Raw genomic sequence first — 15,761 nt, 5'->3', positions numbered from 1 at the left:
CTGAGCCTCCACGGCAAAACAGGAGAAATACATACAAGATTTCGCCTTGCCCCGCTACGGCAAAGGCGCAGCGGCGAATTGGTCGTTAACGGAGCGTGACGGGCGTTCGTAATCATCAAGCAATTCACGTCCGACATGATCAGTATGATACGCCGGCAATTCTTAGATAGCGGGGCTTATAGGCTGCCGACCGCATATACGACATCGCGGCCGGCCTTACGCCCAAGTCTAGGCGACATCCTCCCATGCCTCGGCCGCGTTTGAGGCGAAGATCCCATCGAGATTGAGGAAGCAGATCATGTCTTTGCCTCGAGCGAAAATACCCTCTGCGCAGCCGGATGTCGAAAGTCCGGCTGCTATTGGCACAGGCTGGAGGTCGGATGTCGATACCGTCAAAATATCGGAGACTCGGTCAACCATAAGGCCAATGGTCCTACCCCGGACATGGGTGACGACAATGGCACTGCGTTCGGTCGTTTGTGCCGGCGGCATTCCCAGCTTGACAGCAAGGTCCACGATCGGGATGACCGAACCGCGCAGATTCATCACGCCCATGACTTCTGGCGGAGTGTGGGGCAACGGTGTCACGGGGCCCCAACCGCGAATTTCTCGTATGGAGATGGTGCGTACGCAGAACTGCTGATCATGCAGCATGAACGCGATGATCTCCAGAAGGTGATCACTAGATTTGAGGGAGATGTCCATCAAAATTCCTCCCATTGGCCGCTTTTAGTATCGATGGCCGCATTGCCGGAAAAAGCCGAAGCGATCTTGCGTCCGAGTGCCTTGGCCGGAGAGCTGATCGGCTTGTCGTGGATATTGGCAGTACGGACAGATGTTGCCTGTCGAGGAATTGCCTCCTCGAGTCTGAATTGGCCCAGCAGCTGGTTGAGCGAGATAACCTCCTTTGCCAAGCTGTGGCTTGCAGCTGTTGTCTCTTCGACCATAGCCGCGTTCTTTTGTGTATCCTGGTCCATTTGGTTGACGGCCGTGTTGATCTGCTGAAGCCCGGAAGACTGCTCTTGCGCCGATTCCACGATCGCCAGCACGTGGCGATTGATTTCCTGTACCTCAGCCACGATCGTCTGAAGAGCCTTTCCGGTATCGCCGACCAGCTGGACGCCCTGCTGAACCTGACCATTGGAGGTGTTAATCAGTGCCTTGATTTCCTTTGCCGCATGGGCGGATCGTTGAGCAAGTTCGCGGACCTCTTGCGCGACGACGGCAAATCCCTTTCCGGCGTCACCTGCCCGTGCCGCCTCGACACCGGCGTTTAGCGCCAAAAGATTCGTCTGGAACGCGATTTCGTCAATGACACCGATGATGTTGGAAATCTCTCCGGAGGATGTCTCGATCTGCTCCATGGCCGCAACGGCGCGGCGTACGACCTCCCCTGATTGCTCCGCTCCGGCCTTGGCGCGCGCCACCAGCTGTCCCGCATCCTGGGCGCGCTGCGTGGAGTTCTTGACGGTGGTGGTAATCTGCTCCAGTGCGGCTGCAGTCTGTTCTACGGCCGCGGCCTGCTGCTCGGTTCGTTTGGCGAGATCGTCGGCGGCTGATTTGATTTCGTTGGCGCCGGCATCGATGCCGCGAGCGTTCTGGGCAACATTGCTCAACGCCACCTGCAGCTTGTCGGCGGAGTTGTTGAAGTCGCTGCGAACGCCATCGAGCGACGCCGCGAAGGGCTGGTGGATACGGTAGGAAACATCCCCCTCCGAAAGTTTCGATAGACCGGAGGCGAGGTTATCGACGGCAAACTGCACGTCTGCGGCTTCCTTGGCCTTTTGCTTTTCTCGTTCGATGCGCTCGCGCTCGCTCATCGAGCGGTTGGCTTCGGTTTCCCCTTCCAGGCGAACCCGCTCGATGGCATTCTCGCGGAACACTTCCACAGCTGCCGCCATTTCGCCGACTTCGTCCCGGCGCTCGTTGTGGGGTATTTGGCTATCGCGATCCCCGTCAGCGAGCCTACGCATTGCCACATTGATGCTCTTGATCGGTTTGACCACGACGAGATAGATGAGCCACAAAGCTGTAAGCGAGAGCCCGATCGTCAAGGCACAGCTGACATAATTGCTGAAGGCGGTGGTTTGTGCAGCTTGCCTGGCGTCGGCATTCCGCTTTTCAAGCAACCCCCGCTCGTCTGCGGCCATTTCAGTAACCTTGGCACGGATCGCGTCCATGTACTGCTTGCCAGCTCCTGATGCCTCCAATGCGCGCGCCTGATCCTGCGAACCCGCGCTCTGCATGAGTGCGATTTCCTTTTGCAAAACCTTTCCGGTCCAATCGGACACGAAGCCGTCCAGAGCGACCAATCGGGACTGCTGAAGCGGATTGTCCGCGGTCAACGCCTTCACGTCACTTAGAGCCTGGCGATAGCTTGCTTGACCTGCCTTTTGAGGAGCCAGAAATGCATCGTCGCCGGCGATGAGATAGCCCCTGAGGCCAGTCTCCTGATTGACCATCGATGCCGTGATACGATCCAGCGTCGACAGTACTTGGTAAGTATGCTCAGTGATGCCTACGGCTGCGTTTTGCCGCGCCAAACCGCTCAGATTAATAGCGCAGACAGCGATGCTCAGCAGGATAAGCACGGTGAACGCAATTGAAATTTTGGTGACGATTTTTAGGTTGTTGAACGCGGACATCGTAAATCCTCTTGGTCCAGCGAAAGTCGAGCAAAGAACCGCCTTCATCGCGGCGCCCTGAGTGAGCGGCCAGTGTTTCAGAGGATAAGAAGTGCATGCGTCTAGTTTGCCGGAGGCAGAAAGCCTCCATGCGCGATTATTCACTGCTACCCAATTTTGAGCTCGCGTATCTAAATTCGAACGTCTGGCTTACAGGGAAGCTTCTGCCGTCATGGGAAGACCCTGTGGCCCGATTAATCATATAACTTCGTTTATTTTTTGATAATTTCGAGAAGGATTGCAGCTCTCGCAAGTATCTTTATCAAAACGATAAAATATTTTTTGAGAATACATGATTTGATATATATTAGATTCTTTATACATACACGCGCCGTTACTTAATCGATCAGTCCACGGCTTGTCGCCTCCGCCAGAGGCTGAGTTCTGTTCGACGCATCCAGTTTCTTTGCGGCGGTGCACCAAACCCTTCGATGCCGTGAGAGGCTTCCATACCGCTTAGTATCGTGGGCTCCGGTTGAGGAAGCTCGTCAATAATATGCGCTCCCCAAGACAATGAGATGCGGAAGACGTGTTTCAAGTTTCTGCTTGATAACATCGCGGTAAGCTCTGAGGTCTATGTTAACCTAACTATCCTAAAGCATCGGGACGACGAGCAGACATGCGTTTCTTACATATCCGGCTCCTCGGCCCGGCGATCGTCGGCATAGCTTTATTTATCGCCGCGATGGCCACCTTTCCCTACTATGGAGTGAAGCGGATCGACGCTGAGGCACGGCGAAGTCAGGAGATGCTCGTCGAACGGAATATCTCGTTGTGGATTTCCGACGTTGAATTTTCTCTGACAGCCTGGACCATTTGGGATGAGGCAATCGCAAAGCTGGATAATTCCTTTGACCAAGAGTGGGCTGACAGAAACATCGGGGCTTCTTTAATCGGCACATCGAGAACACGTTCAGTAGTCGTCCTCGATTCCCATGACGCGATCATCTACTCACGGACGGATGACACGGTGAAGGACAAGCCCTTTTTCGCGCGTGGTCCCACTGCAATGGTCAAGGATTCCTCCGAGCTTCTGACAGCCATCCGCTCCCGTGAGCAACGACCGGCAAAGCCGGGCATTCCATCACCGTTGGCAATGAGCCGAATTGAGGTAATGGGGGACGAGGCGGTCCTGCTTTCGGCCAGCCTGTTCCAGCCGGATTTCGGGACTTTCAAACCCAAAGGTGATCGCGCGCCCGTTCTCATAACAGCCATGCCGATCGGCGGTACCCTGCAAGATTTCTTCGGGAAACGTTTTCTCCTCAACAACGCGCAAATCGGTCCCCTTCCTACGGTCTTACCCGACCGCGCGCGTGCCGAAATCGCCGTCGGAACGGAGGGTGAAATCGAAGTTCTATCCTGGCTTCCGCCAACGCCCGCTTCGGACTTTCTTTGGCAATCGTTACCTCTGATCTTGACCGTGGCATTTGTTCTTGTCGCCGGCGCTGCGTTGATGATCCGCATCACCCAAACAACAGCTCAAATGCTGATGAACCGGGAGCGGCAGATGCGGCATGCCGCAACGCATGATTTCCTGACAGGCCTTGCCAACCGCTCGCTTCTGGAGCCGGAATTTTCGACCTTGACAAAAAAAGGGCCGTTGATGATCGCTTGCCTCGATCTCGATGGCTTTAAGGCCGTCAACGATACTTGCGGCCATGCCATGGGCGATGAGCTGTTAAAGGTCGTAGCCGCGCGGCTACGAGCAGGGGTCCGCCCGGAAGACAGGATTTTTCGTCTTGGCGGTGATGAGTTCGCCATCATGATGCCGGGCCTATCTGCAACACAGGCGGCAGAAATCTGTCAAAAGTTAGCCACTTCTCTTTCAGCCAAAATGCTTCTGTTGGGCTGCGAAATCTCCGTTGGCGCTTCGTTTGGAATCAGCGAGGTTTCGCGAAACGAAACAAGCTGTGAGGCTGCCCTTAAAGGCGCGGACGCGGCACTTTATTGCGCAAAATCGATCGCACGCGGAGCTGTGATCTTGGAGTCGACGATGGAAAAATACAAATCTTCCTCGCAGGCGCTAAAAATGGTCGCCCAGCGTTGAACACCTGCAGCAATATTTCGCGTTCCCACTTCGAAACTCAACGCTGTCCTTCAATCTCGTTTGCCGTCGCTGGACGGTACTGCCAAGTTGTTTGAGTTTGGTGTCGGATTGGCAGCCTGGCTGTTTCTCAAGCCGCCATTTCCGCGGTGTATTCGGTCCACAGGCAGAATGCGTCAGCCGTTGCGTCGCTATATAAGGCGAGTTTCCGAAGCCGACTGTCAGGATGCAACCGGCGCTTGCTCTGGCATCTCGGAGTAAATAATACTTTAGGAAAATTAAATGTATTTGCGAAAGTCGCTTTAAGAATAATTTTTATCGAAGTTAGAGCTCTACATTAACCTATGTTAATGCGCAAAGTAAAAATACAGGAAAATACAAAACCAGGAATTTAAAAACATGGAACCGTGAATATTTAAAAAGGCCTTTAATAGTTGGGAGAACGGCCATGATTGGACAATCGATCACGAGTGAGAAATTTACACCGGAATCGGGCGCGCGCATTTTTTCCGTTCCAACATCAAACTCACTGCGTCCGTTCATCACTGCCGGCACTCCCGGTATCGATGAATGGCAAGACTACGTTCTCCTCATCGATTCCCGTGCTCTGGATCGTGAGTGTCTTTCGAAGAGCCTGGCTGACTATGACAGTGCGCTGCATATCATAACAGCGGGTTCGTTGGAGGAATGGCAAATGCGCGATATGAAGACATTGCCGTCCGCAATCTTGTTCATGATCGGGGGCCGCAAGGTATCCGACACAGACATCAGCGCCAAGATCCGCGCTCTTGCGGAAAGATTCGAGACGAGTCCCGTGATCGTCGGTGCCGATTGCGATGAACTCGCTCAACTCCTGCACGCTATGGAATGTGGCGCTCGCGGCTATATCCCGAGCAACGTTGGTATCAAGGTTGCGGCCGAAGCGGTGGCGCTTGCCCGCGCAGGCGGCGTCTTTGTGCCGGCAAGCAGCCTGCTTGCTGCCAAGGAGGCGATCACCGCCAATGCCGCGCCACGAAACGATTTGCTAGACGGCATGTTTACGCCACGTGAAGTAGTCGTCGCAGAGGGCCTGCGACGCGGGAAAGCAAACAAGATCATCGCGTACGAAATGGACCTTTGCGAAAGCACTGTGAAGGTACACGTTCGCAACATCATGAAAAAACTAAATGCGACGAACCGGACTGAGGTCGCCTATAAGATGCGCGAACTTGCTCGGTGACTCCATTTCCTTTCGAAACAGGATCGCCGGGACGCAATCGCAGCGGAAGTCCCAGGCGACCAGACAGGGCGCTTGACGGTTGCCAACACACTGCGCGACTATTCGGACGCGACCTTACTTCGGATTGGGACTGCGGGAAGGGCCATGTTCGTTGTCGCTGTGTATTCCCGGGCAATGACAATGGCGAAAGTGGTACCCGCCACCTATTGGAATCGATCAACGACTTGGGACCTTCGTACCGACCCGAGGCGATTTGAAATCCGGGCACGGATGCATCGGCTCATGGGAGGTCGTTCGGCCCTTGAATGTGGAGGATGTTCCTCTTGACCTTACGACCTGCGCGGCCCTCTTTCTCTTTCGGAGGATACTCATATGTTGGAAAACGACGAAGCCTCAACAATTCCTTACACGCAGCTTGATCATAGCGAGCGGCTTGACCGCGTTGATTTCCTCGCGACGACCATCTCAAATCTCGCCTTCGATGTCGCCAGCGACGGGGATGCCCAGACGGTGAGATCGCTTCTCGATATCGGATGGATGTTGAAGGTCATGCGTCAAGACCTGGCGATATGTTGCAGCTCGAGCAATATGGCGATTCTCGGAAACGCTGTCACCTTGATCCGCGCCCTGCAAACGCGTTGCCAAGCACGTTTGGCGGTCGGGACGATCCATTAATCCACCCTCGTCTCACCATTGACTAAGTTGTATTTCGCTGACGACAATCTTAAAAGGGGTACGTATCGATTTTGCTTGGCGGAGCACGTCGCATCAGTGCCCTCAAGCCGAGAGGGGTTTGTTTGGCACTCGGGAGTTCTCTGTGATCTATGACTGGGATGGCGCCAGAACACGGCGCATCAAGCTTCTGAAGATCGGCGTTTCGCTCTTGCTCGGGCTGACGTTTTTGGCCGGGCCTGCGATGGTGCTGGTCCGCGCTCATCCATAGGATCGCTGGCTCCAAAAAGTGGCTGACACTGCCAAACCCATTCAGTTGTTGTTCCGATGGAACGGCCTGATCCGGCACCATAACTATGAGATCGAGATCCAGAGCAACAACCCGGCTGAAGGCGACGCCGCTGTCGCTGGTCGTCAATCAGCTTGTCGGCGGCGCCGTCCGGCGCACGGATTAAGTGACCGCAGCGCGCACATTCAGGCTGGAACCGGCGTGGCCGCCAGCTTTTGCACATCCTGTGTTGTCAGGGGTTGGCCGCCGATTGCCCAGTCGCCCGAGGCGATCTCGTTAATCTTGACCCAGGTGACGCCGCGCATGGCTTCACCTTCTACGCGGATCATGGCGGCGGTGACTTCGTGGATCAGGTCGGCCTTTTGCGCCGGGGTGAAGACGTCCTTGATGACGTCGATGGTGACGAGTGGCATGGCGATCTCCTTTGGTTGTGGTCGCGGGCCAAGGATGGAGCGCCGGGAGTGCGGCGGCCACTGTAGGAAGTGTAGCAGTCATGCCGGGCGATCCGTGTTAGGATCCCACGCACAACGGAGGTGCCGCCATGGCCGAGGGCGATTACAACCAGTTTTGTCCCGTGGCGAAAGCCTGCGAGCTGTTACAGCCGCGCTGGACCCTGCTGATCCTCGGTGAGATGTGGTCGGGCTCGACACGCTTTAACGATATTCACCGAGGTGTGCCGGGCATGTCACCCACCCTGTTGTCACGCCGTCTCAAGGAGATGGAAGCCGGCGGCCTGATCCGCCGCGACACCGACGGCTATCATTCGACGGCGATGGGGCGCAAACTGGAGCCAATCGTCCATGCCTTAGGCCAATGGGCGCACGAGAATATCGATTGCGAGGTCAGCCTGCGTGATCTCGACAGCCGGCTTTTGATGTGGAACGTGCGGCGCAAGATCGACCGCAGCCAGTTTCCCGATCGGCGCTGTGTCGTGCAGTTCATCTTTCCCGACCAGCCGGCGCCCGAACGTCACTATTGGCTGATCGTGCGGCCGGGCTGCGACACCGACCTATGCGTCAGCGATCCGGGCTTTGCTGTCGACCTGTTCGTCGAAAGCCCGCTGAAAACCCTAACCAGCGTGTGGATGGGCTGGTCGCCGATCCGGCCTGCACTCGAAGGCGGCGAAATTTATGTTTCCGGCGACGCTGCGTTGAAGGGCTCGATTGAGCGCTGGCTGGTGTTGAGCAGCTTCGCCGCCCCCACGCGTGACGCGGCGGAGTGAAACTCCTCGCGCCGATCTTGTGAACTATGCGCTTGAACAGATATGCACCCAAGACCTTGTTATGAAGAAGTTCCCCCTGCGAAATCTGTCGATGAGCCAAGAACTTCACCTTGTCAGAATGCCCATTCTCTGGCGGAATACGTCAATCGGTCATAAATCCATGCTGGTAACGGCCCCATCGTCGGCCAGGCCCACCGCGCAAGGATCATGTTCAGCCAAGCCTTCCGAGGTCAACTCTGATCATGTTCATCGCAACTCGGAGTTTAAGAGTGCTGAGACTGGAACATCTAACGAAAGTCTCAGGCCGGCGTCGTGCCAGTCCTTCGTCATAGATCCATTCAGGCCCGTGAGAGCGGCCTTTTCCAGCATAGTGCCAAAACCCTCTCGCAGCGAGGGTTGCGAGGGGCCTGGTGAATTGCTTTCCCCCCAAAGAAGATGAAGCAAGCTTCCCGTCACCGATAAATCCACAGTCAACGCGCCATCTGGAGCGGATAGTGCGCCATATTTGGCAGAATTTGTAACCAGTTCATGCATCAGAAGCGCAAACGAAGTCAGAGCTTTACCTTCTAACGGGTGATCTGAACCTTGGATGATGATCTTCGCGCCCTGCTCGTGCTCATATGGCGCGAGAATTGCCCTTAGCAACGTCTTTACCGTGGTGGCAGCCGCTGCGAGCTCGCCGTTGCCAGAAAGGTCCGGCAAGGTCAGCTCATGGGCGCGCGCCAGCGCTTGGAGGCGTGACCTCAACTCGTTTGCCAGGTCGGCCGCGCTAGCCGCTGACTTGGCGCTCAATGAGATCAGCCCGGAGGTAAGGCTGAAGAGATTCTTGATACGATGGTTGATCTCACGCAGCAAGAGGTCCTTGTCTCGCGCCGCGCCTTTGAGTGCTTCCGCCTGCGCGGCGAGTGCGTCACGTTGGGCAGCAAGCTGCTGCCTTTGGCGGAAAAGTTCATGAAAGACCGCGACCTTGCTTCGCAAAACGTCAGGCTCGATCGGCTTTTGGATGAAGTCGACGGCACCCGCCTCGTAACCCCGAAATCGCGGCCGGGTATCGCCAGAGCCAGCCGTGACGAAGATGATCGGAATGTGGCGAGTACGCTCGTTTCCACGCAGCAGCTCGGCAAGCTCGAAACCGTTTAAGCCGGGCATGTGGACGTCCACCAGCGCAAGAGCGACGTCATGCTTTAATAGTAATTCCAGTGCCTGATCGCCCGATCGCGCTTTCAGCAGAAGAACGTCATCACGGCGCAACAAGGCCTCCAGGGCCAAGAGATTTTCCTCGAGATCATCGACAAGAAGAAATGGAACCTGATTCATGAATAGCCTCAAATCTTCCCGAGAAATTCGCGGATCGCCGCAAGTTCCATAATGGAAGCTTCGGGCACCATTGAGATGGCCGCCATCGGCATAGCGGCGGCAGCTGCATTGACGGGGTTTTGGACAATGGCCATTCCGCCGGCGTCAACAACGGCTCGAAGCCCCTTTGCACCATCGTTATTGGCGCCGGTCAGCACGATCGCGATCAAGCGCGAGCCGTAAGCGTCTGCGGCACTTTCAAACAGAACGTCGATGGAGGGGCGAGAAAACAGAATCGGCTCTTCATTTGAGAGCGCAAGACTGCCTTCGGCCTCGATGAGAAGGTGATAGTCCGAGGGCGCGAAATAAATCGTGCCCCCCGCAAGTGGTTGCTTGTCTTCCGCCTCGATTACGGACAGCACGCACTTCGCCTGGAAGAGATCCGCCATTATGCTGCGCCGGTCTGGCGGAACATGGACCACCACGACAATAGGTAGAGAGAACGTCTCGGGGACATAGGGAAGAATGTCCGAAAGCGCCTCCACACCACCAGCAGACGCACCGATCACCACGGCCTCGTAGCGTCCCGGCATCAATCCACCCTCCTTTGGTAGATCTTTTCGTCACGCACGAATTCATGAAAGGCGGAAGCATTTTCCGAGAAGCGAATGCTTTCCCTGCTCCCCAGTCCCAGAAACCCTTTTCGGACCAGAGAGTCTCTGAAGAGAGCGATAGCCCGATTCTGAAGCACCCGATCGAAATAGATCATGACGTTCCGGCAAGAGATGAAATGCATTTCTCCGAAGACGGCATCCGTCACCAGACTATGATCGGAAAACACAACATTCCGCCGCAGGCTTTTATCGAACGACGCCCTGCCATAGGCCGCCTGATAATAGTCGGATAACGAGGATTTTCCGCCGGATTGTCGATGACATTCCGTAAAGTGTCGAAGGCGGTCGAGGGGGTAGACTCCCGCCTCCGCCGTCTGAAGCGCTTCTTGATTGATATCGGTCGCGTAAAAGATTGTGCGATCTTCAAGCCCTTCTTCACGAAACAGAATGGTAAACGAATACAGTTCCTCGCCCGTGCTGCATCCGGCAATCCAGACCTTCAACGAAGGATAGGTTCGCAGATGCGGCACGACCTTTTCGCGGATCGCCTTGAAATAGCTGGGATCCCTAAACATCTCACTCACCTGCACGGTAAGGTAGCGCAGGAGCGTCGCGACCATGTCCGGGTCATGCAGCAAACTTTCCTGCAATGCGGAAAAGCTCGCAAAACCAAGGTTCTGCCGGGCCTGTTTCAGCCGGCGTCTGATTGATGCCATCGCATAATTGCGGAAATCGTAATGATATTTGAGAAATAGCGCCTCCAGAAGAAGACGCATCTCGATATTTTCGATGTTTTCAGGTGTCAGTGTTTCGCTCACTTTGGCATCCAGACGCGAACGAGGGACAGCAGCTTCTCCACATCGAGAGGTTTGGCCATATAGTCGTTGGCACCCGCCTCAATACAGCGTTGCTGATCGTCCGGCATGGCCTTGGCCGTCAAGGTTATTATCGGCATTTTTTTCCATGCGGGATTCTTCCTGATCTCCCGTGTTGCGTTAAGCCCATCCATCACCGGCATCATGACGTCCATGAGAACCAGATCGATGGCCGTGTCTGGTGACGCGGAGGCCGCCTCCAGCGTTTCTATTGCTTCGCGACCATTGCGCGCGATCTGGACAGTTGCGCCCCTCGGCTCAAGGATATTGGAAAGAGCGTAGACATTGCGCACATCGTCTTCGACGACGAGAATCCGTCGGCCTTCCAGCGCCGCATCCCGGTTACGAGCTTTCCGGATCATTTTCTGACGTTCGACCGGCAGCTCGGAAATCACCTGATGGAGGAAAAGGCTGACTTCATCGAGTAGGCGTTCAGGTGATTTCGCCCCCTTTATTATGATGGATTTCGAGTAACGGCGAAGCCGTTGTTCGTCATCGTCCGACAACTCCCGACCGGTGTAAACAATGACAGGCGGAAACGCGTATGCGCTTTGCTGACTCAGTGTTTCGAGGAGAGAATAGCCCGAAGCATCGGGAAGCGTGAGGTCCAGCACCATGCAATCGAATGTCTGTTGCTTGAGCAGGTTCAGACAGTCAGCCGCGGTGCTGGCGGTGATTGTTTCAACATCGGGTGACGCCAGCAGCTTCGCAACCGCTTCGCGCTGCACGACGTCGTCCTCGACGATCAGGATCCGGTGGACGCGACGGGACAGCCTTGCTTCGATTTTCTGTAGGACTTCGACCAATTGATCACGACTGACGGGCTTGAACGCGTAGCCCGCTGCACCAAGCCAATAGGCCGCCTCGGTATGGTCGTCACCGGATACGACATGGATCGGAATGTGGCGGGTCTGCACGTCATTTTTCAGGCGGTCAAGAACTGCCAGGCCAGATTGATCGGGCAGACCCACATCCAAGACGATTGCACTGGGTAGAAACTCTTTTGCAAGGATCAATGCCTCTTCAGCCGTGCCTGCTACGATGGATTGAAACCCCATCTCCCGCGAAAGGTCACGGACGATCGATGCGAAATTCGCGTCGTCCTCAATAACGAGAAGAACTCGCTTGGCGTCGATCAGCGTCTCCCTGTCATCATCAATCTTGCGAAATGGGATGCTGGCCGGCGATCGATTGCTTTCCGAGACGTATGCGTTCGTTTCGGAAAAAGTTGGAGCGGAAGGTTCAGGTGAGGCAACCCTCGAAGGATCAAAGGTCGATGGAAGTGTGATCGTAAATATGCTGCCCCGCCCCGGCTCGCTTTCGACCGCAATCGTCCCACCCAGAAGCCGGATCAATTGCCTGGAAATCGACAGCCCAAGGCCAGTGCCGCCATACTTGCGGCTGATGGTGCCGTCGGCCTGGTGAAAGGCTTCGAAGACGCTCTGCTGCTGTTCTTGCGCTATGCCAATACCGGTATCGGAAACCGAAAACGCGACGCTACCTCCTTCGGTTCTCGAAATGGATAGCGTAATCGTTCCTGCTTCCGTAAATTTGATCGCATTTGACAAGAGGTTCTTGAGGACCTGCTCCAGACGCTGTGTGTCGGTCTCAATGGTGTTCGGAGTATCCTGGGCGACCACGATTTTGAACGCGAGACGCTTGTCGCCGGCCAGGGGTTCGAAAACCTGACGCAGATTGTCAACCAACCTCTCAAGCGACACAACCTGTGGATTGATATCTATGTGACCGGCTTCGATTTTCGAAAGATCGAGAATATCGTTGATCAGGTTGAGCAAATCGTTGCCAGAAGACTGGATCGTTTTGGCGAACTTTACCTGTTCCTCGGTTAGATTGTCATCGGGATTGTCTGCCAGCAACTTTGCCAGAATAAGCGACGAATTCAGCGGCGTCCGCAGTTCATGCGACATGTTGGCAAGGAAGTCAGATTTGTACCGGCTCGCTTTCTCGAGTTCGCGAGCTTTGAGTTCGACGGATGCGTTGATCCGCTCGAGGTCATCGCGCTGGGCCTCCAATTGCCGGGCTTGCTGTTCCAGTTGCAGATTGGTTTGCTCAAGCTCGACCTGCTGTTGTTCCAGGCGGGCTTGGGACTCCTGCAAGGCCCTGCCCTGCTCTTCCAGTTCCTCGTTCGAGACGCGAAGCTCTTCGCTCTGTGCCTGCAGCTCGGCCGACTGCCGCTGTGTCTCCTCAAGAAGATTTTGAAGCTCGCTCCGGTAGCTTGCCGATCGAACTGCGATCGCGACCGCCTCGGACGTTTCCTCCAAAAGCGTGATGATCGTTTCGTCAATCGGGCGCAAGAAACCGAGTTCGATCACCGTGTTGACGACGTTGTCGATTTTACCGGGCACGATAACAAGATGTCTCGGCTTGTCCTTTCCAAGCGCCGAACCGAAGGCAAGATAGCCATCCGGAACGTCATCGACGATCAAAACTCGCCCTTCGACGGCAACCTGTCCAAGAAGCCCTTCGCGTGCAGTAAAGGTCGTGGGCAAGTTCGCACCAGCAGGAACGCCGTAGACCGCAGCTCTCCGAAAAGTGCCACCATTGCTTGTGAACACCGTGCCGGCGACGGCCCCGACATAGCGTCCCAGAAACTCAAGAAGACTATTGCCAAGCGTATCAATCGACTGATCGCCAATCATCGCGGATGCGAGTCCTACTTCGCCGGATTGAAGCCATTCATCGCGGCGGCGTGCCAAAGTCGCACGACGCATGAGAAAGCCGATGGTCGCAGTCAATACGATACCGAGAATACCCGCTAAAATAGTGCTTAGAAACGCTCGCTGCTGCGCACTTGCCATGGCATTCGTACGCTGCGCACGGGTCTCAGCCTCTTCATGAGCAATAGCCGCTATCTGCGACCGAATTGCATCCATAGCGTCCTTGCCGCGGCTTGAATTGACTATCGAAAGTGCCGCTTCGAGACCTTGAACACGCCGAAGTTCGATTGTTTCAGCAAGTTCAGATAGCTTAACCTCGACCTGCTGTTTCAGCGTCGCCACTTTCTTGGTCTGCTCGACGTCGCCTTGTGTCAGTTCGGTGACCTCAGCCAGCTTCTCCGGTATGGCCAGAAGAGCGGCCTTATAAGGCTGCAGGTAATTCTCGCTGTTCGTCAGAAGAAAGCCACGCTGACCCGTTTCGGCGTTTTGTGTCTGAGACAGCAGCTCATCGAGGGCTACGATAACGTCGTGAGAGCGGCGAATGCCGTCGCTGCCTTCCTGAAGTGCAAGAAGATTAAGGTATGCAATAGCACTGCTGGCAACAAAGAAAACAATGGCACTGATAAGGGCGATCGCAACCGCGGGATCGAGACCCAATATCCCGGTGGAAGCTCGGGGTCTAAACTTATGTTTCATAAAAATTCTCACCATGGCTACCTGAAAGAGAATGCTCCACAAGCACGCGGGGATTGCATCGGAAGGCCATATCAGATTGGGATAGCGAAGCGTATCGGTTTCTGGGGAATTATCATATAACCCGCTCCCGATCTCTTTCCTTTTTTAATCCGACCCTCATTTATATCTCAGGCAATCCGTTCGGCGGCTGGAGGCACAAGCAGGGAGAGAATTAGTAGCTTTGTTTGATTTGGTCTCTTCGCGCCGTTCGAAGCAACATGCGCCAACTGAACTGCAAAAAGGAACAACACCGCCGCTAAAGCATTTTTTGAACGACCCATTGAATTTAACGGGGGAACAATTTTGATACCGGCGGGCGAACTTGATCTCAATCCAGACACTCTCAAAAGGCCGCGAGTGCTTGTCGCCGAAGACGACGTGCTCATCCGAATGGACATCGCCCAGACTCTTCGCGATCAAGGTTGGCAAGTGGTTGAAGCTGGTAAAGTGGGCGATGCCCTGGGTGTACTACAGCGCGATCCCGACTTTGACCTGCTGCTGACCGACGTTCATATGCCGGGCGACCAAACCGGACTGGATCTCGCCAAGTTGGTAAAGGACCGCTACAACCATATCAAGGTGGTCGTCATGTCAGGTCAGCATAGGCCCGATTTCGCAGACGCCATCCCGTTCGACTTATTTCTTCCGAAGCCGATTTTAAACCTGGTACGGGAATTGTCCCGCTGATCGGCCGTTTGAATGACTAAGATGCAGCCTTCCGAAGTGATTCTGCTTGTTGGAACGGATCCTCTGCAACGATCGACCGTGGCGGAGTATTTGCGTGATTGCGGCTATGTCATCATGGAGGCTAGCGACGCGCAGGAGGCTCTCGCCATTCTCCGCCAACAACATGTCGACGTTCTGGTAACGGATATAGAGTTACGGGGTAAATCCGGGTTCGAGCTTTCCTCCGCGGTGCGGGAACTTCGCCCCTATCTGAAAATCTTGCTGACCAGATCGCCTGAGCGGACGGCAACGATCGCAAGTGATCTTTGCGAAGATGGGCCATTGGATCGTCCCTATCATCCGCAGCAACTCGTCGAGCGGCTCAAACGCATCAGCGCAGCTAAAGGCACGAATTCTTGACGCCTTTGCTGGTCGATCGTAGTTCGACAGCCTGGCGACCACAAGCATCTCAAGTGGCCAAACAACGGCGCATGCGTTTGTAAATGCCACCGAGCCGCGATGCCCTCACAGGATTTTGGTCAAAACTTCGAAATTATCCGCTCTGCGTCTGCAAATTCCTGCACGACGCGTTTCGTAGACCATTTCCGTCGCCTCCACCTGAGACGATCGCGTCATCGAGGAAATAAGGGCTGCAGCTTCCTTATCGTCGTAAATACCGGACTGAAGCTCAATCGTTCCGCCCCGTCGCACCGCAATGCTTACGCTCAGCATCTCCGTCCCATCCAATTGTCGGTTACCGCGCCATA

Annotated in this window: 14 protein-coding genes; 7 read left to right on the top strand and 7 right to left on the bottom strand. The window is 55.1% G+C overall.

What is annotated here, in order from left to right; translation table 11 throughout:
- Window positions 1-228: 228 nt before the first annotated feature.
- The gene (locus FBZ99_RS31975; protein ID WP_145637161.1) at window positions 229-705 is read right to left on the bottom strand and encodes a chemotaxis protein CheW; all 477 of its coding nucleotides are present in this window, start codon (window positions 703-705) and stop codon (window positions 229-231) included.
- Window positions 705-2,645 (bottom strand): methyl-accepting chemotaxis protein, encoded by a 1,941-nt coding sequence (locus FBZ99_RS31970; RefSeq protein WP_095437840.1) that lies wholly within the window; start codon window positions 2,643-2,645, stop codon window positions 705-707. Before FBZ99_RS31970 ends, FBZ99_RS31975 begins: the two co-directional genes overlap by 1 nt.
- 658 nt (window positions 2,646-3,303) lie before the next feature.
- On the opposite strand from FBZ99_RS31970, the gene FBZ99_RS31965 reads away from it, so the two are divergent.
- The 4 genes from FBZ99_RS31965 to FBZ99_RS33825 all read left to right on the top strand — a co-directional run bounded on the left by FBZ99_RS31965 (window position 3,304) and on the right by FBZ99_RS33825 (window position 6,890).
- Complete coding sequence (locus tag FBZ99_RS31965; RefSeq protein ID WP_095437839.1) at window positions 3,304-4,731, top strand: sensor domain-containing diguanylate cyclase; 1,428 nt, start codon at window positions 3,304-3,306, stop codon at window positions 4,729-4,731.
- 445 nt (window positions 4,732-5,176) lie between these two features.
- On the top strand, window positions 5,177-5,947 hold the full coding sequence (locus FBZ99_RS31960; protein ID WP_145637158.1) for a response regulator transcription factor: 771 nt from the start codon (window positions 5,177-5,179) through the stop codon (window positions 5,945-5,947).
- Between the two features lie 372 nt (window positions 5,948-6,319).
- A complete protein-coding gene (locus FBZ99_RS31955; protein ID WP_095437837.1) occupies window positions 6,320-6,622 on the top strand; it encodes a hypothetical protein in 303 nt (100 codons plus the stop codon).
- A 142-nt stretch (window positions 6,623-6,764) separates the two neighbouring features.
- On the top strand, window positions 6,765-6,890 hold the full coding sequence (locus tag FBZ99_RS33825) for a hypothetical protein (protein WP_274538734.1): 126 nt from the start codon (window positions 6,765-6,767) through the stop codon (window positions 6,888-6,890).
- A 203-nt stretch (window positions 6,891-7,093) separates the two neighbouring features.
- Here the strand turns inward: FBZ99_RS33825 and FBZ99_RS31950 are convergent, their stop codons facing one another.
- Entirely contained in the window at window positions 7,094-7,321 is a 228-nt protein-coding gene (locus FBZ99_RS31950; protein WP_095437836.1) for a tautomerase family protein, read from the bottom strand.
- Window positions 7,322-7,449: 128 nt separating this feature from the next.
- Between FBZ99_RS31950 and FBZ99_RS31945 the strand changes: the two genes are divergently transcribed.
- Window positions 7,450-8,130 (top strand): winged helix-turn-helix transcriptional regulator, encoded by a 681-nt coding sequence (locus tag FBZ99_RS31945; RefSeq protein ID WP_113406824.1) that lies wholly within the window; start codon window positions 7,450-7,452, stop codon window positions 8,128-8,130.
- A 246-nt stretch (window positions 8,131-8,376) separates the two neighbouring features.
- Here the strand turns inward: FBZ99_RS31945 and FBZ99_RS31940 are convergent, their stop codons facing one another.
- The 4 genes from FBZ99_RS31940 to FBZ99_RS31925 are packed head-to-tail and all read right to left on the bottom strand — an operon-like array spanning window position 8,377 to window position 14,289.
- The gene (locus FBZ99_RS31940; protein WP_145637155.1) at window positions 8,377-9,447 is read right to left on the bottom strand and encodes a sensor histidine kinase; all 1,071 of its coding nucleotides are present in this window, start codon (window positions 9,445-9,447) and stop codon (window positions 8,377-8,379) included.
- A gap of 8 nt (window positions 9,448-9,455) precedes the next feature.
- Entirely contained in the window at window positions 9,456-10,019 is a 564-nt protein-coding gene (locus FBZ99_RS31935; RefSeq protein ID WP_145637152.1) for a chemotaxis protein CheB, read from the bottom strand.
- The gene (locus tag FBZ99_RS31930) at window positions 10,019-10,816 is read right to left on the bottom strand and encodes a CheR family methyltransferase (protein ID WP_145637212.1); all 798 of its coding nucleotides are present in this window, start codon (window positions 10,814-10,816) and stop codon (window positions 10,019-10,021) included. Before FBZ99_RS31930 ends, FBZ99_RS31935 begins: the two co-directional genes overlap by 1 nt.
- A 38-nt stretch (window positions 10,817-10,854) precedes the next feature.
- Entirely contained in the window at window positions 10,855-14,289 is a 3,435-nt protein-coding gene (locus FBZ99_RS31925) for a response regulator (protein ID WP_145637149.1), read from the bottom strand.
- A 396-nt stretch (window positions 14,290-14,685) separates the two neighbouring features.
- On the opposite strand from FBZ99_RS31925, the gene FBZ99_RS31920 reads away from it, so the two are divergent.
- Together FBZ99_RS31920 and FBZ99_RS31915 are read left to right on the top strand one after the other, a co-directional pair.
- A complete protein-coding gene (locus FBZ99_RS31920; RefSeq protein ID WP_246661249.1) occupies window positions 14,686-15,015 on the top strand; it encodes a response regulator in 330 nt (109 codons plus the stop codon).
- Between the two features lie 12 nt (window positions 15,016-15,027).
- Window positions 15,028-15,414, top strand: a complete 387-nt coding sequence (locus FBZ99_RS31915; protein WP_145637146.1) for a response regulator — start codon at window positions 15,028-15,030, stop codon at window positions 15,412-15,414.
- Window positions 15,415-15,761 lie beyond the last annotated feature (347 nt).

Source organism: Rhizobium sp. ERR 1071, from assembly GCF_007828675.1.
Taxonomy (GTDB): Bacteria; Pseudomonadota; Alphaproteobacteria; order Rhizobiales; family Rhizobiaceae; genus Rhizobium; species Rhizobium dioscoreae.
Note: the sequence above shows the minus strand (reverse complement) of the source record. Positions and strands in the feature narration are given on the sequence as shown.